The sequence below is a fragment of the Marinobacter fonticola genome (genome assembly GCF_008122265.1).
Lineage (GTDB): Bacteria > Pseudomonadota > Gammaproteobacteria > Pseudomonadales > Oleiphilaceae > Marinobacter_A > Marinobacter_A fonticola.
Window position 1 is genome coordinate 779,186 of sequence record NZ_CP043042.1, and the last position, 21,439, is coordinate 800,624.

Here is a 21,439-nt window from a genome sequence, read left to right on the forward strand (position 1 = left end):
ACGAGTTGAATTGGAATGTCCTCAGAACACCGGTCGCACTATGGGCCTGCCTTGCCTTTCCGGGCTGGGCTTTCGGCGAAATGCAGAGTTTGTCTGAAACCGAACTTTCAGAGGTCGACGGCGCAGGCATTGGTTTGGTGCTCGAGGATTTCAAGTTCGCCCACGGCACAGATGTAGAAAACGGGAGAATATTCAAGATCGGAGGCATTAAGAACTCTTCGGGCGAAGATGTCGATATCGTCGTCAATCAGCTCTACATTGCCGGCGCCGGCAGTAACTATGGCGAGGCGCTTACGCCGGTCAACCTAGGGCGTCTGGTTAATCCCTTTAGCATCGATATTGTTGACGGCAATGACATCGGCGTACCGGATAAGGCCGTCCTCCAGTTCGCAGCGCCCAAGTTGGTCGCTCCCACGCAGGGCTATGATTGTATGAGCGCCTCGGCTATCGCCGGTTCCGGTCCGTGTGCAAGCCGTCCAGCCAACGCTGATTTGCCCCAGGGAGAACGGCCGGATATCGGTATGCAAACGAACATCAGTGTGGGTGCTGACGATTCAGCCAATATCAATATCCATGCTCAGAGCGCGGTCATCGACGGTAGCTATCTTCGGCTGTGGGGTGACGGCGAGAGGCGGCAAATGGTGGGCCAGTTTAAGCTCAACTTTTACACGCCGGAGCTCTCGATTAACGCGTGCGATCAGGAAACCGCCGAATGTGGTTCTCGTATTGTCATGAGCAACTTCGCTCTGGAGCTGGCATTGGGCAACACGCTGCAGCCCATGTATCTGGATGTGGATGGTGCCGGAAATTTCCTGATTGAAGTTGCCACCATTCGTCAGCCTACTCCTGGAGCGATCGGTGAGGATGGGCTTCGTGAAAGCAGTGATCCGGCGGCTTGGGACTTCTACGAAAACTATTATACCAATCCGGAATACCGCAGTAGTCTGACTGTAGGCAATCTCAGCGTCGGCGATAGAGACTTCGGCTCTGGCCGGATCGAGGGCATGCTGATCCAGCACCTAAAAATCCAGACCAAGGACCTCGCGCCATGACTATCTTGAGCGCTATACGGAAGCTAGGGCCAAAACTGCTGGTCGTCGGCCTGTTAGGTGATGTCACGAGTGTGTACGCCGAGATGAATCGACTGAATGACGGGGACCTGGCCGGAATCTCAGGACAAGGGGGGATCTATTTGTCCGGCGACATCAGCATCAACGAGAGTGGCGGCCCCATCCATAATACATATTTCGGCAGTTGTTCGGAGGCCGAAAAACGTTGCGGCGCGCGAATTGCTTATCGCTTGAAAGAAGAGGGTGGCTGGATGGTTCTTGATGACATTCGGGGCAAATTTTCATTTGAAGGACTAACCCTGCGAGTCCGGACAGTTGACTCTGGCTTTGGTGGGGACGGGGCACTGTTCAATCGCGACGTGCTCGAGATTGGGCTTCCGAATATCGTCCGCTACGACTCTGTCCAGTTCAAGGTGGCGACCAGTAGCACGGCGAGACCGACGGATCCCGGCTTCCAGCAGACCGATATCTTTGCTATTGAGATGCAAGGAGATGTCGTGCTGGAGGGCAATCTTCTCGTCTTTCCCACCGGTAATCCATGATCATGAGGGGATCTGACGGTATGTGTACACGTACAGTGCGCTTCATGAAAAAGACGTTTGCCGTTGTATTTGCGGTTTGCAGTCCTGTCGTGCTGGCTGATTTGCAAAGCCTTGATGATAGCGATATGGCCGGCATCAGTGGTCAGAGCGGTATTACGATGGAGCTGGATCTCGAAGCCACAGTGGATCGTATCTCATACTTCGACGACGGCAGCGGTATCCACCTGGACGGCTTTCGCCTGGGCTCCGCCGCCGACCCGCAAGGTGAGGCAAAGCACATCATTAAGATGGATATCCTTGCTGACGCCAGCCTAAACCTGGATTTTTTGATCGAAGACCGGCGTATTGAGTTTGCCGATATCCGGCTTGACGATCGTCCTGCGCTCAGTATGGGGGGCATCTTCTTCGACCAGAACATGGCCGGCAGCCTCAACATTTCGCCGGGCGGCGCTTTGGGGGCGGAGGGCTATACCTTCAATGTGGCCTACGACTTGACCGATAGCCGTGTCGGCTATAGGACGAACGGCAACGAAATTTTGCTGGATGGTATCGATATGAGCGTTCGCGCACCGGGCGTTACGCTTGATGTCGTAGATTCCGCTCTCGAATTGCGTGCCCCTTCGGTGACAGGTAGTTACAGCGTTGATGCGATTCGTTTTAGCGCCAACCCCTCCAATCACGGCGTCAGTGTCGACTCAACGACGGGCGAGCTTCTGCCTAGCTATGGGTCGTTTAGTGGGGATTTTGACTTCGCCAGCACGACGCGGATTACCGCGGGCGGGCGTTTTGGCGACGAAGGCCTGCGGATCGACAGCGAGACGACCATAAACAGCGCGAACTTTATTTATCGGGACGACGGCAATCCTGTTGCGCTCCGCGGCATCACCGGCGCTTCGGCGATAACCAACCTGCGCCTGGACGTAGCTCCGGACAGGAATGGCCGGCAGGGTTTGGCCCTGACGTTGGACTCCTTCAGCGGCAATCTGAATATTGATCGAATCGAAATGGGGGCGAATGGCCAAAATATTGGCCAAATTCAGTTCGACTTCTTGTTTGCCGATCAGACGATCAGCGGTCGAAATTACACCAACGCGATCTATCTCCAGGGGGGCGGTCATAGCGATGCTGGGCCGCAAGGGCTGCGTTTGGCGACGCAGTGGAGTCTCGCGAACGCCGATATTGCCTATACCGAAGATGGTAACCGCGTCATTTTCAGCGGTCTGCAGTCTTGGGGGCAGGGCGATTTTACCGTTAACGTCACTCGCCGCGAAAAGTTGGGGGGAACCGAGTTCTACGATGGCGTTCGGCTCGGATTCGACGGTGTCGAGGGCGGGTATCGCCTTAACGGATTGAGGGTGGGCGATGAAGACGCGCCGCTTCAAGGTGGCACGGAATTGCTCTTGGCACTGGGTTTTTACCCCTCGTACGAATTCGAGGTTGACGGGCAGATTACGCTGGGCGTCGGCGGTGCTTCCGGTGAAGGGCTGACCATCAACTCAGACGTGCAGATTGGCAATGGCCGGGCGGCTATCATTGCATCTCCATATAATGAAGGTGGTGACGAGATACCCCAGAAGGGGCTCTGGGCAACTGAACTCAACTATGATGCCCACGTCCGCGATATGACCATCGACGTGACCGAAGAGGGTTTGGCGATTATTCGGGGCGAGGCTTGGGCTACGATGGACATTGGCAACCTCCGGATTGGGGATAAAGCGGCTGGTCAAAGTTTTGGCCGGTTTGTCGTCCAGTCTTACGAGAAAGGAAGTAGCATGACTATTGTCCCAGGTGGCGCGGGCAGTGTCTGTGTCGGCGGTGCTGGAGACGATGCCGCCGCATGTGGCGCCTCAGGTGGAACTTGGGAGATGCGTGGCGAGGAAGGTGTAACGGCCGCTATGAAGCAGATTTTCGCCCGCGCAGTCGGCGAAACGAAGCGTAACGCCTTTATATGGGAAACCAATCGAGCCATGGGTGACGGCGGCCCGGAAAATGGCACGGGTACGCAGCTTGTCCTTAATGATATTTACACAAGCGATGGCGTCGACGCCAATGGCGACGGAATCGAGGATAATACGTTCGGAATGCAGACCGACGTGTCCATCGATATCTACCGGACTAAAGTCGTCAAGAAGGATGGCGGGCCGGATGTCAACGGTGTGGTCGGCAATCGCGGCGACGAGAAAGTTATGGATGCCTCGGCGCCCGAGGGTTATCGTTACGTGGGCTCGGCATCTGAGGCAGAGCGTGCGAATCGGCCCCTTGGCTTCGCAGTGCAGGCTCAATCGCGTTTCAAGGAGCTGTCCATCAATAACATCGACCTGATCCACCCGACAGGTGGAGCCGCTACGGCTGTGTACGGCGTAAAGATGCAGAACTTCGACATCAAAGCGAATTTGACTGCCACTCCCATCCAGTAACTTTGTCCAGTAGCTCCGTCCAGTAGCTCCGTCCAGTAACTCTGTCGAATGACAAAGGCGGGCGCCTGCCTTTTGTTTTTTTTGCTGTCCTGTTGTTTAATCCGCCATTGCTCCGTTTTCCCGCCCGACGAGTTCTGGTCAATATGAAAGATAATGCATTGCTTTCCCTCCTGTCCGATGGCGAATGGCATTCCGGTGAAGATCTGGCACGGTCTCTTGGTGTCAGCCGCACGGCAGTCTGGAAGCACCTAAACCGCGTCATGGGTCAGGGTGTTAGGGTCGAACGTGTTCGTGGCAAAGGCTACCGGTTAGTCGAAACGATCGATTTGCTCGATAAAGAGATCATTATTGCTGGGCTGCCTTCCCTCATGAGCAAGCGTTTGAGCATTGATGTATTCGATGCTGTTGACTCCACCAATGCCTATTTAATGCAGCAGAGCGACGACTCGGGCCGATCGGTGCGGATTTGTATTGCGGACCGTCAAACCGAAGGTCGGGGCCGGCGCGGTCGCGCTTGGTCTAGCCCGGCTGGAGAAAACATCTACCTAAGTATGGCGTTACGGCTGGCCGGCGGATTTGCCGCCTTAGAAGGGTTGAGTTTGGTTGTCGGCGTTGCCCTGCTCCGTGCACTTGAGCGCCTGGGGCTCAAGGGTGCTGCGTTGAAATGGCCTAATGACGTGCTGGTCGATGCCCGAAAGCTTGCGGGTATCTTGATCGAGCTGAAGGGAGAACTTGAGGGGGCCGCGCGAGTCGTAATCGGTATTGGCCTCAATGTCCACATGAGCGACCGCGACAAGCAGGTCGATCAACCGTGGGTCAGTCTGGATCAGGCTTCGCCTGACGCTGGCTGGAAGCGCAATGATATTGTCGCCGCGGTCATTGCCGAGACGCTTGGAGCCCTGGAGGTGTTTGAGCAAGAAGGCTTCGCCGCCTACCGAGATGAGTGGCAAAGGCATGATGCGTTGCTTGGCATTGCAATACGCACGGAGCCCGATGGCGACGAGGGTGTCGGAGCGGGTATCGATCAAGCAGGAGCCTATCTGTTAAAAACGGCTAAGGGGCAAAAAGTGTTACGGGCCGGGGAAATTAGCATACGGCGACAAACATGACTCTCCTCGTCGATGCTGGCAACACGCGAATCAAGTGGCGTTTCAAGCCATCCATAGGCATGCCGCAGGAGGGTGTCGGTTCGTTGGCCGATCCCGGGCTTTTTAGGGGGCTCGCAGGTGCCACCGTCCGCCGTATCGCAGTGTCTACCGTTGTATCCGAAGACGCGCGCCATCGGCTGCGCCAGCGCCTGCAGGACGATTTCCGAGCGGAGCCGATTTTTCATTGGACCCAAAAGGCCCAGTGCGGGCTTGTCTGTGCCTATGAAAATCCCGAAACCATGGGGGCGGATCGTTGGCACGCACTGGTTGGTGCCTGGCGAGAAGTGGGCCGTAGGTTGCTGGTCGTGGACGCCGGTAGTGCCTTAACGATCGATAGTCTCGACGATAAAGGTGCCCATCTTGGCGGCTACATCCTGCCTGGCCACAGACTCATGCGTGAGTCGCTAGAGAGCAAGACAGCGCGTGTGTCTTTCGGCAAAACTTTGTCCCTGGATATTTCGCCAGGCGCGACGACCGATGCTTGCGTACGCAACGGACTGAGCTGGTTGTGGTCCTCGGTCATCGACCGGCTGGAGCGGATGCGTGACGAAATGGGGATCGATGAAGATGCGGTTTTCCTAACAGGCGGGGACGCGCCGGGTCTGATGCAATTAGGAATGTCGGGACGCTTGCGGCCCCAGCTTGTATTGGACGGCCTTGAGGCTGTAGACGCCGAGGTCGGTGGGGTATGAGGTGGATTGCCGCTTTGCTGATTCTGGCCAATATCGGTCTCGCTGTCGGTGTCTCCTATTGGTCCTCGCCCGGCAAGCTCGATGTCGATGGCGGTAAACTTCCGAGGGTGTCCGAGCTCAAGCTCGATGGGCGCCAAACCGCTTCGGAACTCAACGTACCGGAACAGGGGCGGATCGCTGGGGAAATTCGCGATCCCAAGGTCGAGAACGAATCCGCCTTGGCGCTCAAGACCGGTTTGCGGAGCGAAGCGGAATACCGGGAATCCGGCAAGTGCGGGCGTATTGAAGGTTTCGAGTCGGACGAGCAGGCCGAGCGCTTTATTGGCAGTCATGAGACGCTTATTCAGGGTGTGAGTACCGTCGAGCAGATCAGTCCTCGCCCATTCTATCACTGGGTCTTGGTTCCTCCTCTAGGCTCCCGCTCAGCCGCGTTGGAGCGGCTTGAAGAGCTCCAGCGGGCCGGCGTGGACAGTTACCTGGTTACCGAGGGGGAGTACAGCAACGCCATTTCCTTGGGTTTGTTTGAATCCGAAAAGCTTGCGCAGGACCTAAATGCTCGTTTCCAATCAAGAAATGTGGAAACAGTACTGGTCAATAAGGACCGTAATCAGATAAGCTACGCCCTCGTTTTTGAGGTGGCCAATGCAGCCGATTTGGATCGGTTGGCAGCGGCGGCCCGGCGATATGCCGGAGATTTGAAATCGGTGGGAACTGCGCCTTGTGAAGGTGTTGCATCGCCCGATAAAAATCCGTAGTATACCGGCCTCGCTGAACAGGCGAATGTGAGCTGGCGTAGCTCAGTTGGTAGAGCAGCTGACTTGTAATCAGCAGGTCGGGGGTTCGATTCCGTCCGCCAGCTCCACTTTAAGTTTTGAGTCCATGCAGTTGCTGCTTGGATTTGGAGGGGTTCCCGAGTGGCCAAAGGGATCAGACTGTAAATCTGACGCGAAAGCTTCGCAGGTTCGAATCCTGCCCCCTCCACCACTTAATTGCTCGCGGGCATCGTATAGTGGCTATTACCTCAGCCTTCCAAGCTGATGACGCGGGTTCGATTCCCGCTGCCCGCTCCAGATTTGGCAAGTTAAGTTGTGTGCTCATGTAGCTCAGTCGGTAGAGCACATCCTTGGTAAGGATGAGGTCACCGGTTCAATTCCGGTCATGAGCTCCATTATTTGTCCGGTCAACGTAGCTTAACGAGAGTTGATTAGGGAGATTGGTCGAATGTCTAAGGCAAAGTTCGAACGTAATAAACCGCACGTAAACGTGGGCACGATTGGCCACGTTGACCACGGCAAGACCACGCTGACCGCGGCGCTGACCCGTGTGTGTCATGAAGTATGGGGAAGCGGTGAGTCGCGTGCGTTCGACCAGATCGATAACGCCCCGGAAGAGCGTGCGCGTGGTATTACCATCGCGACCTCTCACGTGGAGTACGATTCTCCGACGCGTCACTACGCGCACGTTGATTGCCCGGGTCACGCTGACTACGTGAAGAACATGATTACCGGTGCGGCGCAGATGGACGGCGCGATTCTGGTGTGTTCTGCAGCTGACGGCCCGATGCCGCAGACGCGTGAGCACATCCTGCTGTCCCGTCAGGTTGGCGTTCCGTTCATCGTTGTGTTCCTGAACAAGGCGGACATGGTCGATGACGAAGAGCTGCTGGAACTGGTTGAGATGGAAGTGCGTGACCTGCTGAGCCAGTACGACTTCCCGGGTGACGATACTCCGATCATCACCGGTTCAGCGCTGATGGCGCTGGAAGGCAAGGATGATAACGAGATGGGCACTACCGCTGTTAAGAAGCTGGTAGAAGCTCTGGACGATTACATCCCTGAGCCTGAGCGCGCGATCGATCAGCCGTTCCTGATGCCGATCGAGGACGTTTTCTCGATCTCTGGTCGTGGTACGGTTGTGACCGGTCGTGTTGAGCGCGGCATCATCAAGGTGGGCGAGGAAATCGAGATTGTCGGTATCAAGGATACCGTCAAGACCACCTGTACCGGTGTTGAGATGTTCCGTAAGCTGCTGGACGAAGGTCGTGCGGGTGAGAACGTTGGTGTTCTTCTGCGTGGTACCAAACGTGACGACGTTGAGCGTGGTCAGGTTCTGTGTAAGCCGGGCACCATCAAGCCGCACACCAAGTTCGAGTCAGAAGTTTACGTTCTGAGCAAGGAAGAAGGTGGTCGTCACACGCCTTTCTTCAAGGGCTACCGTCCGCAGTTCTACTTCCGTACCACGGATGTCACGGGTGCGTGTGAGCTGCCGGAAGGTGTAGAGATGGTAATGCCTGGCGATAACGTCAAGCTGGTAACCACTCTGATTGCTCCGATTGCCATGGAAGAAGGTCTGCGTTTCGCGATTCGCGAAGGCGGCCGTACCGTTGGCGCAGGTGTTGTTTCCAAGATTATTGAATAAGCACCAGGCAAGTTTAGGTGCAGGCCAGTAGCTCAATTGGCAGAGCAGCGGTCTCCAAAACCGCAGGTTGGGGGTTCGATTCCCTCCTGGCCTGCCATTTTTAATCCTTGGGATACCAAAAGCTGATTCCTATGGAGTCTAAAACAGAACAAGCAACCGGTCGCTTCGATGCATTGAAGTGGCTGGTTGTTTTTGTCTTAATTGCCGCCGGTGTCGTTGGCAACCTCTATTTCGGTGCTGAGTCGCTCCTCTATCGGGTTCTCGGTCTCGTTGTTCTGGCGTTGGTCGCTGCGTTTGTGGCGCTTCAAACCGAACGAGGTCGCCGTTTCGCGCTGCTTTTGAAAGAGGCGCGAGTCGAGATTCGCAAGGTGGTGTGGCCCACGCGTCCCGAGCTCGTGCAGACCACCTTTATTGTGGTCGTATTTGTGCTGGTTGTCGCGCTGCTGCTGTGGGGTATGGACTCGTTGATCAGCTGGCTGGTCTCCGGGATTATCGGGTAACAGGAGAGAGCAATGGCCAAGCGCTGGTATGTCGTGCACGCTTATTCCGGCTTTGAAAAGCACGTAATGCGCACTCTCCATGAGCGTGTTGCCCTGAATAGCTTGGAAGACAGGTTTGGCGAGATTCTCGTGCCGACTGAAGAAGTGGTCGAGATGCGAGAGGGCAAGAAGCGTAAGAGCGAGCGTAAGTTCTATCCGGGTTATGTGTTGGTCCAGATGGAAATGGACGACGAAACCTGGCACATGGTCAAGAACACCCCACGTGTACTCGGTTTTATCGGTGGTACTAAAGATAAGCCTGCGCCGATTACCGAGAAGGAAGCGGAAGCGATATTGCGTCGTGTAGAGAGCGGTGTGGATAAGCCGAAGCCCAAGACGCTGTTTGAGCCGGGTGAAATCGTACGCGTCGTTGAAGGGCCGTTTGCCGACTTCAATGGCGTTGTCGAGGAGGTTGACTACGACAAGAGTCGTGTTAAGGTCGCCGTCCTTATTTTTGGCCGCTCAACGCCTGTTGAGTTGGAGTTTGGTCAGGTCGAGAAAGACTGATCTGCAGATTTTGGCGGGAAGCTCGCGCACACTGGTGACGCGGGCTTTTTGTGTCTGAAGAAGGGGAGCCGAGAGGCGTTCGAACCCACTAGGAGTGAACCATGGCAAAGAAAATCGAAGCCTATATCAAGCTTCAGGTTGCAGCCGGTCAAGCTAACCCAAGCCCCCCTGTTGGTCCGGCTCTGGGTCAGCACGGTGTGAATATCATGGAGTTCTGTAAGGCGTTCAACGCCCAGACCCAGGGTATGGAGCCGGGGCTGCCGACACCGGTCGTTATTACTGTTTACAGTGATCGCAGCTTCACGTTTGTTACCAAAACGCCGCCGGCGTCAGTGCTGTTGAAAAAAGCGGCTGGCATCAAAAGCGGTTCAAGCCGTCCCAATACCGATAAAGTCGGTACTGTAAGCCGGGCGCAGCTTGAGGAAATTGCCAAGACCAAGGAGCCGGATCTGACGGCTGCTGACATGGACGCTGCAGTTCGCACCATTGCGGGCACTGCGCGTAGCATGGGTCTGAACGTGGAGGGTCTGTGAAATGGCTAAGCTGAGCAAGCGTCAAAAGCTGATTCGTGAAAAGGTAGACTCCGCTCGTTCTTACTCGGTTGACGAGGCCGTCGCCCTGCTGGTTGAGTTGGGTGGAAGCGTAAAGTTCAAGGAGTCTATCGACGTAGCCGTGAATCTCGGCGTCGATGCCCGTAAATCCGACCAGGTTGTTCGTAGCTCCACCGTTCTGCCTAACGGAACCGGCAAGTCCGTGCGTGTTGCGGTCTTCACCCAAGGCGCCAACGCTGAAAAAGCGACTGCTGCCGGTGCTGATATCGTAGGCATGGATGATCTGGCCGAAGAAGTTAAAAAAGGCAACCTGGATTTTGACGTTGTTATTGCAACGCCGGATGCAATGCGTGTTGTGGGTCAGTTGGGCCAGATCCTGGGCCCGCGTGGTCTAATGCCGAACCCGAAGGTCGGTACCGTAACGCCCGACGTTGAAACTGCAGTCAAGAATGCCAAGGCGGGTCAGGTCCGTTACCGGACCGACAAGAATGGCATTATCCATGCCCCGATGGGCAATGTGGAATTTCCTGCTCAGTCAATCAAGGAAAACCTTGAGTCGCTGATTGCAGATCTGAAAAAGGCCAAGCCATCCACGGCGAAGGGCGTTTACCTGAAGAAGGTGACTCTGTCCTCCACCATGGGGCCGGGCCTCACTATCGATCAGAGCGGTTTGAACATCTAATCCCTGCTCGATAGATCCTTTGTAGTCTAGGCGGAAGCCAAGGCTGTCAAAGACCGCAGGCCCCCGCGTCGCCCGAAAGGGTGGCAAAGGGTTAAAGCAACGCCTGCGCAGACGGTGTGAAGACGTTCTCTGAACCCAAACACCGTATGGCGCCCTGAAAGGTGCCGAATTGAGAAGGAATGTCTTCGCTATTCGGTGCTGTTAAGGGCTGAGATGGGTTTGCTGACCTTTGTCAGCGAAATCAAGGAGAAATCCAGTGGCAATTCGACTCGAAGACAAGAAGGCGATCGTCGCTGAAGTCAACGAGACTGCCAGTGGTGCTCTGTCTGTGGTCCTGGCTGACTACCGTGGTATCACCTCTGGTGATATGACGGCTCTGCGTGCCAAGGCTCGTGCCGAGCAGGTTCGCCTCAAGGTTGTGCGCAACAACCTGGCGAAACGTGCGATTGAAGGTACCGAGTTTGAGTGCATCAGGGATGTATTGGTTGGCCCGACCATTCTGGCATTCTCGATGGAAGATCCGGGTGCGGCTGCACGCCTGCTGAAGGATTTTGCCAAAGAGAAAGAGGTGTTCGAAATTAAAGGTCTGGCTGTCGGCGGTGAGCTGATGGGTGCAGACCAAATCGATCGCCTGGCCAAGCTTCCGACGCGTCATGAGGCGCTTACGATGCTGGCCGCCGTTACACAGGCACCGATCACCAAGCTGGCACGGACCCTCAACGAGATTCCCTCGAAGGTTACCCGTGCCGTTGCGGCAGTTCGCGACCAGAAGCAAGACGCTGCTTGATTCTGTTGAATACGTTTTTTTAACATTGGGAGAAAGTCATGGCTCTGTCTAACGAAGACATTTTGAATGCAATCGCCGAAATGAGCGTTATGGACGTTGTTGCGCTCGTTGAAGCTATGGAAGAGAAGTTCGGTGTTTCTGCTGCTGCAGCTGTTGCTGCTGCTCCGGCTGCTGCCGGTGGCGAAGCTGCTGCCGCTGAAGAGCAAACCGAATTTGACGTTGTTCTGACCGGTGCCGGTGAGAAGAAGGTTAACGTTATCAAGGCCGTTCGCGAACTGACAGGCCTGGGCCTGAAAGAAGCGAAGGAAATGGTCGACAGTGCTCCGTCCACCATCAAGGAAGCTGCTTCCAAGGACGACGCTGACGCAGCCAAGAAGAAGCTTGAGGAAGCGGGCGCTTCAGTTGAGCTCAAGTAAGAGTTGGCTGTTGACCGCATAGGTGCCTTAGGCATGAAAATGGCTGGTGGCAAGAGCCACCGGCCTTTTTCTGTTGTATATGCTATAACCTACAGCCCGAGTCTTGTTCGAGACGGCGCAGTTAGCCGAGCAATTCGGCCCCGAAGCAGGTAAATGTTTGCTTCTTGATACCAGGTATCAGGTCTAAAGCTGGGGAATGCAGATGACTTACTCCTACACTGAAAAAAAGCGGATCCGCAAAGATTTTAGTAAATTGCCTTCCGTGATGGATGTCCCCTATTTGCTGTCTATTCAGCTCGATTCTTATCGGGACTTCCTGCAAATGGAAGCCGCTGCGGACGCGCGCCAGGAAACTGGTTTGCACGCGGCATTCAAATCCGTATTCCCGATTGTCAGTTACTCGGGCAACGCGGCGCTCGAATACGTGAGCTACCGCATTGGCGAGCCGGTATTTGATGTCAAGGAATGTCAGCTACGGGGCGTGACCTACGCTGCACCGCTGCGTGTTAAAGTTCGTCTTATTATTTACGACAAAGAGTCGTCCAATAAGGCCATCAAAGATATTAAAGAGCAAGAAGTCTACATGGGTGAAATGCCCCTGATGACTGAGAACGGCACCTTTGTCGTGAACGGAACGGAGCGCGTCATCGTTTCCCAGCTCCACCGTTCTCCGGGTGTGTTCTTCGATCATGACAAGGGCAAGACGCACTCGTCAGGCAAGCTGCTCTATTCAGCCCGGGTAATTCCTTACCGTGGTTCCTGGCTGGATTTCGAATTCGATCCCAAGGACAGCGTCTTTGTGCGGATCGACCGTCGTCGTAAACTGCCGGCTTCGATTCTTCTGCGTGCGCTGAACTACACCTCCGAGCAGATGCTCGATATGTTCTTCGATACCAGCAGATTCCGCCTGGGCGAAGAGACCTGCATGCTTGAGCTGGTGCCGAGCCGGCTGCGGGGTGATATTGCAACTTTCGATATCAAGGATAACGACGGTAGCGTTATTGTCGAAGAAGGTCGCCGTGTAACAGCGCGCCATATCCGTCAGCTGGAAAAGGCGGGTATCAGCGAGCTGGAGGTGCCGACAGCCTATCTGTACGGTCGCGTCACCGCTCACGATATGGTCGACAAGTCGACCGGTGAAGTGATTCTTGAATGCAACGCCGAGCTGACCGAAGAGTCCGTTGAAAAACTGCTGAAGGCGGGCATCAAGGAGCTCGAAACCCTATATACCAATGATCTGGACTGCGGTCCGTTCATGTCGGACACCTTGCGTAACGACCCGACGCGCAACCAACTGGAAGCGCTGGTCGAAATCTATCGCATGATGCGTCCGGGTGAGCCGCCAACCAAGGAATCGGCGGAGAACCTGTTTAACAACCTGTTCTTCTCCGAAGAGCGGTATGACCTGTCCTCGGTCGGTCGGATGAAGCTGAACCGCAGGCTGGGTCGTGAAGAATCCACAGGCCAGGGTACGCTGACCAACGAAGACATTATCGATGTTTTGAAAACGTTGATCGCGATCCGTAATGGTCAGGGCAATGTGGATGACATTGACAACCTGGGTAACCGTCGCATTCGCTCTGTGGGTGAGATGGCGGAGAACCAGTTCCGTGTAGGTCTGGTTCGTGTTGAGCGCGCCGTTCGTGAGCGTCTGAGCCTGGCCGAAAGTGAAGGGTTGATGCCGCAGGATTTGATCAATGCGAAGCCGGTAGCGGCTGCGGTCAAGGAATTCTTCGGTTCCAGTCAGTTGTCTCAGTTCATGGATCAAAACAATCCGCTGTCTGAGGTAACGCATAAGCGCCGTGTATCGGCTCTTGGTCCGGGCGGCCTGACTCGTGAGCGGGCTGGCTTCGAGGTGCGCGACGTTCACCCGACCCACTACGGTCGTGTGTGCCCGATCGAGACTCCAGAAGGACCGAACATCGGTCTGATCAACTCGCTGGCGACTTACGCGCGCACCAACTCTTACGGCTTCCTCGAATCGCCGTACCGGAAAGTTGTCGACGGCCTGGTCACTGATGACATTCAATACCTGTCAGCGATCGAAGAAAGCAATTTTGTGATCGCTCAGGCCAGCGCCGCGACCGATGAAGGCGGCAGGCTGGTTGACGAACTGGTAACCGTGCGTCATCAGAACGAATTCACCGTTACGCCGCCGGAGAACGTCAATTTCATGGACGTGTCTCCGCGTCAGGTGGTTTCAGTGGCGGCATCGTTGATTCCGTTCCTGGAGCACGACGATGCGAACCGGGCCCTGATGGGGTCGAACATGCAGCGTCAGGCCGTTCCGACCCTGCGTGCGGAGAAGCCGCTGGTGGGTACCGGTATCGAGCGCATCGTTGCTCAGGATTCCGGTGTCTGCGTGACTGCACGCCGTGGCGGTGTCGTCGAGAGCGTGGATGCGGCCCGTATCGTTATCCGCGTCAATAACAGCGAGACCGAAGCCGGTGATGCCGGCGTCGACATCTATAACCTGACCAAGTACACCCGTTCCAACCAGAACACGTGTATCAACCAGCGTTCCATCGTGAAGCAGGGCGATGCTATCGCTCGTGGCGACGTTCTGGCTGACGGCCCGTCCGTCGACCTGGGGGAGCTGGCACTGGGTCAGAACATGCGTATCGCGTTCATGCCCTGGAACGGCTACAACTTCGAGGACTCCATTCTGGTGTCCGAGAAAGTTGTTCAGGAAGACCGTTTCACCACGATCCACATCCAGGAACTGACCTGTGTGGCGCGTGACACCAAGCTGGGCAGCGAGGAAATTACCGCCGATATCCCGAACGTTGGTGAAAGTGCGCTGTCCAAGCTGGATGAGTCCGGCATTGTGTATATCGGTGCTGAAGTGGGCGCCGGCGACATCCTGGTGGGCAAGGTGACGCCGAAAGGCGAGACTCAGCTGACCCCAGAGGAAAAGCTGCTGCGTGCCATCTTCGGTGAGAAGGCGTCCGATGTTAAGGACACCTCCTCTCGGGTGCCGACCGGTACGCGCGGTACGGTCATTGATGTGCAGGTGTTCACTCGCGATGGTATCGAGAAGGACCAGCGTGCGCTGTCCATCGAGAAGGATCAGCTCGACCAGTTCCGTAAGGACCTGAAAGACGAGTACCGCATCGTTGAAGGCGCAACGTACGAGCGTCTGACCAGCGCCTTGAAGGACCAGGAAGTCATCAGCGGTCCAGGCTTGAAGAAGGGCGCCAAGCTGGACGAGGCGTTCCTGGCTGAACTGCCGAAGGACGACTGGTTCAAGCTGCGGATGAAGGACGAAGCGCTTAACGAGCTGCTCGAGAAGTCCGAGCAGGGTCTGGATGATCGTCGCAAAGTCCATGATGAGCGTTTCGACGATAAGAAGCGCAAGCTTCAGCAGGGCGACGACCTGGCGCCGGGCGTATTGAAGATCGTCAAGGTGTATCTCGCGATCAAGCGTCGTATCCAGCCCGGTGACAAGATGGCGGGCCGTCACGGTAACAAGGGTGTTATCTCGGCAGTGATGCCTATCGAGGACATGCCTTACGACGAGCAGGGCAACCCGGTTGATGTGGTGCTGAACCCGCTGGGCGTACCCTCGCGGATGAACGTCGGTCAGGTGCTCGAGACCCACTTGGGTGCAGCAGCCAAAGGTTTGGGCCATAAGATCAATGCGATGATCGAGTCCCAGAAGAAAGTGGCTGAAATCCGCAGTCTGTTGGGCGAGATATACAACCACAGCGAGCAAACCGCGCCGGTGCCTTTGGAGTCGCTGTCAGACGACGAAATTCTGGAGCTGGCGAGCAACCTGCGCGAAGGCGTGCCCATGGCGACTGCCGTATTCGACGGCGCCAAGGAGGACGAGGTCAAGCGCATGCTGGAACTGGCCGACATGGATACCAGTGGCCAGATTACGCTGTACGACGGGCGTACCGGTAACGAGTTCGATCGTCCGGTTACCGTGGGCTACATGTATATGCTCAAGCTGAACCACCTGATCGATGACAAGATGCACGCCCGTTCAACGGGTTCGTACAGCCTTGTAACCCAGCAGCCGCTGGGCGGTAAGGCGCAGTTCGGTGGTCAGCGCTTCGGTGAGATGGAAGTTTGGGCTCTCGAGGCCTATGGCGCAGCGTACACGCTGCAGGAAATGCTCACCGTTAAGTCTGACGACGTGAACGGTCGGACCAAGATGTACAAGAACATTGTCGATGGCGATCATCGGATGGAACCGGGCATGCCCGAATCCTTCAACGTTCTTGTCAAGGAAATCCGCTCGCTGGGTATCGACATCGAGCTAGAGTCCGACTGAGCCGAATTGTTTTTTGGCAGCGTGAGCGGGCACGCCAAGTGCCCGCCCGAGATTAACGCCATCCGGAGCTGTTACTGATGAAAGATTTGCTGAATCTTCTCAAGAGCCAGAACCAAAAGCAGGAATTTGACGCCATCCGAATCGGCCTGGCGTCCCCTGACATGATTCGCTCATGGTCCTTCGGTGAAGTAAAAAAACCGGAGACCATCAACTACCGTACGTTCAAGCCCGAGCGTGACGGTCTTTTTTGCGCCAAGATCTTTGGTCCGATCAAGGATTACGAGTGCCTGTGCGGTAAGTACAAGCGCCTCAAGCACCGTGGCGTTATCTGTGAGAAATGTGGCGTAGAAGTCGCATTGGCTAATGTCCGTCGTGAGCGCATGGGGCACATCGAGCTGGCTAGCCCGGTTGCTCACATCTGGTTCCTCAAGTCACTGCCGTCGCGCATTGGTTTGATGCTGGACATGACCCTGCGCGATATCGAGCGCGTCCTGTATTTCGAATCCTTTATCGTTATCGAGCCGGGTATGACCACGCTGGAGCGCGGTCAGCTGCTGAACGACGAGCAGTATTACGAGGCTCTGGAAGAGTTCGGGGATGAGTTCGACGCTCGTATGGGCGCCGAAGCGGTCAAAGCGTTGATGGAAGATATCAACCTGCAAGAAGAGGTGGACCGTCTGCGTGAGGAAATTCCGCAGACCAACTCCGAGACCAAAATCAAGAAGCTGAGCAAGCGTCTCAAGCTGCTTGAGGCTTTCCTGTTCTCCGGCAACCGTCCCGGCGACATGATCATGACCGTTCTGCCGGTCTTGCCGCCGGATCTGCGCCCGCTGGTGCCGCTGGATGGCGGTCGTTTCGCCACGTCCGACCTGAACGATCTGTATCGTCGGGTGATCAACCGGAATAATCGTCTTAAGCGCCTGCTTGAGCTCAATGCGCCGGATATCATTGTTCGCAATGAAAAGCGGATGCTGCAGGAAGCGGTTGACGCACTGCTGGACAACGGTCGTCGCGGTCGTGCTATCACCGGTACCAACAAGCGTCCGCTGAAGTCGCTGGCAGATATGATCAAGGGTAAGCAAGGTCGCTTCCGTCAGAACCTGCTGGGTAAGCGGGTCGACTACTCCGGTCGTTCGGTGATCGTGGTGGGGCCGTACCTGCGGCTGCATCAGTGCGGTCTGCCCAAGAAGATGGCTCTGGAGCTGTTCAAGCCGTTCATCTTTGCCAAGCTTGAGCATCGCGGTCTGGCGACCACGATCAAGGCGGCCAAGAAGATGGTCGAACGTGAGGAGGCGGTAGTCTGGGATATCCTGGACGAAGTTATCCGTGAACATCCGATCCTGCTAAACCGTGCGCCGACCCTGCACCGTCTGGGTATTCAGGCGTTCGAGCCCGTATTGATTGAAGGCAAGGCGATCCAGCTGCATCCGTTGGTCTGCGCGGCCTATAACGCCGACTTCGACGGTGACCAGATGGCGGTTCACGTGCCGCTGACCCTGGAAGCCCAGCTCGAAGCGCGGGCTCTGATGATGTCTACCAACAACGTACTGTCTCCGGCGAACGGCGAACCGATTATCGTGCCGTCTCAGGACGTTGTACTCGGTCTGTACTATATGACCCGTGAGCGCAAGACCGCGCTGGGCGAAGGTCGCGTTTTCGCAGACACGAAGGAAGTTCATCGTGCCTACGGCGCCGGCAAGGTCGACTTGCAGGCTCGGATCAAGGTGCGGGTCAAAGAAGTGGCGCGCAGCGAAGAGGGTGAAGTCAGCGAGAGCTACAACATCGTCGACACCACGGTTGGTCGCGCATTGCTGTTTGATATCGTACCGGACGGTATGCCGTTCGAAATCGTCAACAAGCCGATGGTCAAGAAGGCGATCTCCAACCTGATCAACGTGTGTTATCGCACCGTGGGTCTGAAAGAGAGTGTTATCTTCGCTGACCAGCTGATGTACACCGGGTTCCACTACGCGACCGTGTCCGGCACATCCATCGGTGTGAACGACTTCGAAATTCCTCCTGAGAAATACGAGATGATCAGCGCCGCAGAAGACGAGGTGCTGGAGATCGAGTCCCAGTACGCGTCCGGTCTGCTGACTCAGGGTGAGAAGTACAACAAGGTTATCGACATCTGGTCTCGTGCCAACGACAAGGTCTCCAAAGCGATGATGGAGCGCCTCTCGAAAGAGGAGGTCGTCGATGCTGAAGGCAAGGTGGTCAAGGGCGACGATGGCGAGCCGACGTACCAGGAGTCCTTTAACTCCGTGTACATGATGGCCGACTCCGGTGCCCGGGGTTCTGCCGCTCAGATCCGTCAGTTGGCAGGGATGCGGGGGCTGATGGCCAAGCCGGACGGCTCGATCATCGAGACGCCGATTACCGCGAACTTCCGTGAAGGTCTGAACGTACTGCAGTACTTCATCTCCACCCACGGCGCGCGTAAAGGTTTGGCGGATACCGCATTGAAGACTGCGAACTCCGGTTACCTGACCCGTCGTCTGGTCGACGTGTCCCAGGATCTTGTGGTCACAGAAAACGACTGTGGCACCGAGGAAGGCCTGCTGATGACGCCGCACATCGAGGGTGGCGACGTCGTTGTGCCGCTGGGCGACCGAGTTCTGGGTCGTGTCACCGCGCGTGATGTGTTCACGCCAACCGACAAGGAAAATGCGGTTGTGCCGGTCGGTACGCTGCTGGACGAAAAAACCATCGAAATGGTCGAGCTCGCGGGTGTGGATGAGATTTGGGTCCGCTCCGCTATTACTTGTGATACTCGGCACGGCGTCTGCTCGATGTGCTACGGCCGTGACCTGGCCCGTGGCCATCAGGTGAACGTAGGCGAGGCTGTCGGTGTTATCGCCGCTCAGTCTATCGGTGAGCCGGGTACCCAGTTGACTATGCGGACCTTCCACATTGGTGGTGCGGCGAGCCGGGCTTCGGCGGTAGACAATATTCAGGTCAAGCATGGCGGCACGGTGCGCCTGCACAACCTGAAGTCTATTGAGAAGGCTGATGGAACGCTGGTCGTCGTTTCTCGTTCGTCAGCATTGGCCGTAGCCGACGAGCAGGGCCGTGAGCGTGAGTGGTACAAGCTCCCGTATGGCGCCATGCTGACCGTGAAGCAAGGTGATGTCGTGGATGCCGGCGCCGTCGTCGCCAAATGGGATCCGCATACTCACCCCATTATCGCCGAGGGTAAGGGTACCGCGCAGTTTGTGGGAATGGATCAGGGCATTACCGTCCGCACTCAGACTGACGAAATGACGGGCCTGTCTACGGTTCAGGTGATCGACCCGAAGGAGCGTCCGGCCGCGGGCAAGGACATCCGTCCTATGGTCCAACTTGTCGACGACAAGGGCGAGGAAATCCCGCTGCCCGGCGGAAGCCCGGCTCAGTACTTCCTGCCGGCCAACGCGCTGGTGACCCTGAGCAATGCCGGCAATGTCGAGATTGGTGACGTCGTAGCCCGTATTCCGCAGGAGAGCTCGAAGACTCGGGATATCACAGGGGGTCTGCCGCGAGTTGCCGACCTGTTCGAAGCGCGTCGTCCGAAAGAGCCGTCGATTCTGGCTGAAATCAGCGGTACCGTCTCCTTCGGTAAAGAGACCAAGGGCAAGAAGCGTTTGGTGATCTCGCCCAGGGATGGTGATCCGTATGAGGTACTGATTCCAAAGTATCGCCAGCTCAACGTGTTTGAAGGTGAAACCGTGGAGAAAGGCGAGGTTATCGCGGACGGTCCTTCCAATCCGCACGATATCCTGCGTCTGCTGGGTGTTGTGGAGTTAGCGAAATACATCACCAATGAGATCCAGGACGTCTACCGTCTGCAAGGTGTTGTGATCAATGACAAGCATATCGAAGTCATTGTTCGTCAGATGCTGCGCAAGGTGGAGATCACGGATGCTGGCGAGACCGCCTTTATTGCCGGCGATAACGTCGAATATCACCAGGTGATTGAAGAAAACGCCAAGGCTGAGGCTGAAGATAAGCAACTGGCGAAGTACGAGCGCCTGTTGCTGGGTATCACCAAGGCGTCCCTGGCAACCGACTCCTTCATTTCGGCGGCGTCGTTCCAGGAAACAACCCGCGTTCTTACCGAGGGTGCGGTTACAGGCAAGCGGGATTACCTGCGCGGTCTGAAGGAAAACGTTGTTGTTGGCCGCCTGATACCGGCAGGTACGGGTCTGGCTTACCACAGCGAGCGTCGTCGTAAGCGTGATACCTCCGAAAGCCAGGGTGTAACGGCTGAAGATGTTGTAGAAGCGCTGAGTGCGGAGCTCAATCGCTAGGCCCGGAAATTACGGATAAAGCGATTGGTTAAAAAGGAAGCAGTCTTCTTGACTGACCTGGGACGCAGGCTTAAACTTGCGTCCCTTAATTTTGCCCCTAGGGGCGATATCAATGATCCAGAATGTTGGAGTTTGCTTACATGGCAACGATTAATCAGTTGGTACGTAAGCCTCGTAAACGCAAAGTGGCGAAAAGCGACGTGCCAGCGCTTCAAAGCTGCCCGCAGCGTCGGGGTGTATGTACTCGTGTATACACCACCACGCCGAAGAAGCCGAACTCAGCACTGCGTAAAGTGTGCCGTGTTCGTCTGACCAACGGTTACGAGGTGTCTTCCTATATCGGTGGTGAAGGCCACAACCTGCAAGAGCACAGTGTTGTTCTGATCCGCGGCGGTCGTGTAAAAGACTTGCCCGGTGTTCGTTACCACACAGTGCGCGGTACGTTGGATACCCAGGGTGTTCAAAACCGTAAGCAGGGCCGTTCCAAGTACGGTACTAAACGACCCAAGTCCTGATTTCCCTAACGGGTCTTTTATCGTTGCCAAACGACGATAAGAGTAAGGCTGAGTAGCTAACGCTATCTCGGGGGTTCCTGAAGACCTTTTTTATTGAGGGCTTATCGATGCCTAGAAGAAGAGTTGCAGCAAAACGGGAAATCATTCCTGATCCTAAATTTGGAAGCCAGCGTCTGGCTAAGTTTATCAACCACGTTATGGAAAGCGGCAAGAAAGCCGTAGCCGAGCGCATTGTTTATGGCGCGCTCGATATCGTGGCTGACAAGTCCAAAGAAGAGCCGATCGAAATGTTCGAAAAGGCTCTGGAAAACATTCAGCCGATGGTTGAAGTTAAATCTCGTCGTGTTGGGGGTGCTACCTACCAGGTTCCGGTGGAAGTTCGTTCCTCTCGTCAGAATGCTCTGGCAATGCGTTGGCTCGTCGAGTTCTCGCGCAAGCGTGGCGAAAAATCCATGGCTCAACGTCTGGCCGGCGAAATTCTTGATGCTGCCGACAGCAAGGGTGCGGCAGTTAAGAAGCGCGAAGACGTTCATCGCATGGCCGAAGCCAACAAGGCGTTCTCTCACTTCCGTTTCTAATAAGCCGAG

Annotated in this window: 17 protein-coding genes and 5 tRNA genes; all 22 read left to right on the forward strand. The window is 55.9% G+C overall.

The features are described 5' to 3' along the window. The first annotated feature begins 5 nt into the window (after positions 1 to 5). On the forward strand, positions 6 to 1,052 hold the full coding sequence (locus FXO11_RS03390; RefSeq protein WP_148861580.1) for a hypothetical protein: 1,047 nt from the start codon (positions 6 to 8) through the stop codon (positions 1,050 to 1,052). Between the two features lie 83 nt (positions 1,053 to 1,135). Continuing rightward, complete coding sequence (locus FXO11_RS03395) at positions 1,136 to 1,612, forward strand: hypothetical protein (RefSeq protein WP_264766212.1); 477 nt, start codon at positions 1,136 to 1,138, stop codon at positions 1,610 to 1,612. A 20-nt stretch (positions 1,613 to 1,632) separates the two neighbouring features. Next, entirely contained in the window at positions 1,633 to 4,029 is a 2,397-nt protein-coding gene (locus FXO11_RS03400; RefSeq protein ID WP_148861581.1) for a DUF6160 family protein, read from the forward strand. Between the two features lie 143 nt (positions 4,030 to 4,172). Beyond that, positions 4,173 to 5,138: a bifunctional biotin--[acetyl-CoA-carboxylase] ligase/biotin operon repressor BirA gene (gene birA, locus FXO11_RS03405; RefSeq protein ID WP_148861582.1), complete on the forward strand. Its 966-nt coding sequence runs from the start codon at positions 4,173 to 4,175 to the stop codon at positions 5,136 to 5,138. Continuing rightward, positions 5,135 to 5,869, forward strand: coding sequence for a type III pantothenate kinase (locus FXO11_RS03410; protein WP_148861583.1), 735 nt, complete (start codon positions 5,135 to 5,137; stop codon positions 5,867 to 5,869). Before birA ends, FXO11_RS03410 begins: the two co-directional genes overlap by 4 nt. After that, a complete protein-coding gene (locus FXO11_RS03415; protein WP_148861584.1) occupies positions 5,866 to 6,624 on the forward strand; it encodes an SPOR domain-containing protein in 759 nt (252 codons plus the stop codon). The genes FXO11_RS03410 and FXO11_RS03415 overlap by 4 nt, the downstream gene beginning before the upstream one ends. Positions 6,625 to 6,655: 31 nt before the next feature. Continuing rightward, positions 6,656 to 6,731: transfer RNA gene (locus FXO11_RS03420), tRNA-Thr, on the forward strand. A 38-nt stretch (positions 6,732 to 6,769) separates the two neighbouring features. Continuing rightward, positions 6,770 to 6,853: transfer RNA gene (locus tag FXO11_RS03425), tRNA-Tyr, on the forward strand. An 11-nt stretch (positions 6,854 to 6,864) separates the two neighbouring features. Beyond that, positions 6,865 to 6,939: transfer RNA gene (locus FXO11_RS03430), tRNA-Gly, on the forward strand. Between the two features lie 22 nt (positions 6,940 to 6,961). After that, a tRNA-Thr gene (locus tag FXO11_RS03435) sits at positions 6,962 to 7,037 on the forward strand. A gap of 53 nt (positions 7,038 to 7,090) precedes the next feature. Further along, complete coding sequence (gene tuf / locus FXO11_RS03440) at positions 7,091 to 8,287, forward strand: elongation factor Tu (protein ID WP_148861585.1); 1,197 nt, start codon at positions 7,091 to 7,093, stop codon at positions 8,285 to 8,287. 21 nt (positions 8,288 to 8,308) lie between these two features. Further along, positions 8,309 to 8,384 (forward strand) — tRNA-Trp (locus tag FXO11_RS03445). A 34-nt stretch (positions 8,385 to 8,418) separates the two neighbouring features. After that, a complete protein-coding gene (secE, locus tag FXO11_RS03450; RefSeq protein WP_148861586.1) occupies positions 8,419 to 8,787 on the forward strand; it encodes a preprotein translocase subunit SecE in 369 nt (122 codons plus the stop codon). Positions 8,788 to 8,799: 12 nt separating this feature from the next. Then, on the forward strand, positions 8,800 to 9,333 hold the full coding sequence (gene nusG, locus FXO11_RS03455) for a transcription termination/antitermination protein NusG (protein WP_148861587.1): 534 nt from the start codon (positions 8,800 to 8,802) through the stop codon (positions 9,331 to 9,333). A 101-nt stretch (positions 9,334 to 9,434) separates the two neighbouring features. After that, positions 9,435 to 9,866, forward strand: coding sequence for a 50S ribosomal protein L11 (rplK, locus tag FXO11_RS03460; protein ID WP_148861588.1), 432 nt, complete (start codon positions 9,435 to 9,437; stop codon positions 9,864 to 9,866). 1 nt (position 9,867) lies between these two features. Further along, positions 9,868 to 10,566, forward strand: coding sequence for a 50S ribosomal protein L1 (gene rplA / locus FXO11_RS03465; RefSeq protein ID WP_148861589.1), 699 nt, complete (start codon positions 9,868 to 9,870; stop codon positions 10,564 to 10,566). Between the two features lie 256 nt (positions 10,567 to 10,822). Further along, positions 10,823 to 11,353, forward strand: coding sequence for a 50S ribosomal protein L10 (gene rplJ, locus FXO11_RS03470; protein WP_148861590.1), 531 nt, complete (start codon positions 10,823 to 10,825; stop codon positions 11,351 to 11,353). 38 nt (positions 11,354 to 11,391) lie between these two features. After that, positions 11,392 to 11,769 (forward strand): 50S ribosomal protein L7/L12, encoded by a 378-nt coding sequence (gene rplL / locus FXO11_RS03475; protein WP_148861591.1) that lies wholly within the window; start codon positions 11,392 to 11,394, stop codon positions 11,767 to 11,769. Positions 11,770 to 11,971: 202 nt separating this feature from the next. Beyond that, positions 11,972 to 16,048 (forward strand): DNA-directed RNA polymerase subunit beta, encoded by a 4,077-nt coding sequence (rpoB, locus tag FXO11_RS03480; protein WP_148861592.1) that lies wholly within the window; start codon positions 11,972 to 11,974, stop codon positions 16,046 to 16,048. A 77-nt stretch (positions 16,049 to 16,125) separates the two neighbouring features. After that, positions 16,126 to 20,337 (forward strand): DNA-directed RNA polymerase subunit beta', encoded by a 4,212-nt coding sequence (gene rpoC, locus FXO11_RS03485; RefSeq protein ID WP_148861593.1) that lies wholly within the window; start codon positions 16,126 to 16,128, stop codon positions 20,335 to 20,337. A 140-nt stretch (positions 20,338 to 20,477) separates the two neighbouring features. Beyond that, a complete protein-coding gene (rpsL, locus tag FXO11_RS03490) occupies positions 20,478 to 20,852 on the forward strand; it encodes a 30S ribosomal protein S12 (RefSeq protein ID WP_004580739.1) in 375 nt (124 codons plus the stop codon). 107 nt (positions 20,853 to 20,959) lie between these two features. Further along, on the forward strand, positions 20,960 to 21,430 hold the full coding sequence (rpsG, locus tag FXO11_RS03495) for a 30S ribosomal protein S7 (RefSeq protein WP_148861594.1): 471 nt from the start codon (positions 20,960 to 20,962) through the stop codon (positions 21,428 to 21,430). Positions 21,431 to 21,439 lie beyond the last annotated feature (9 nt).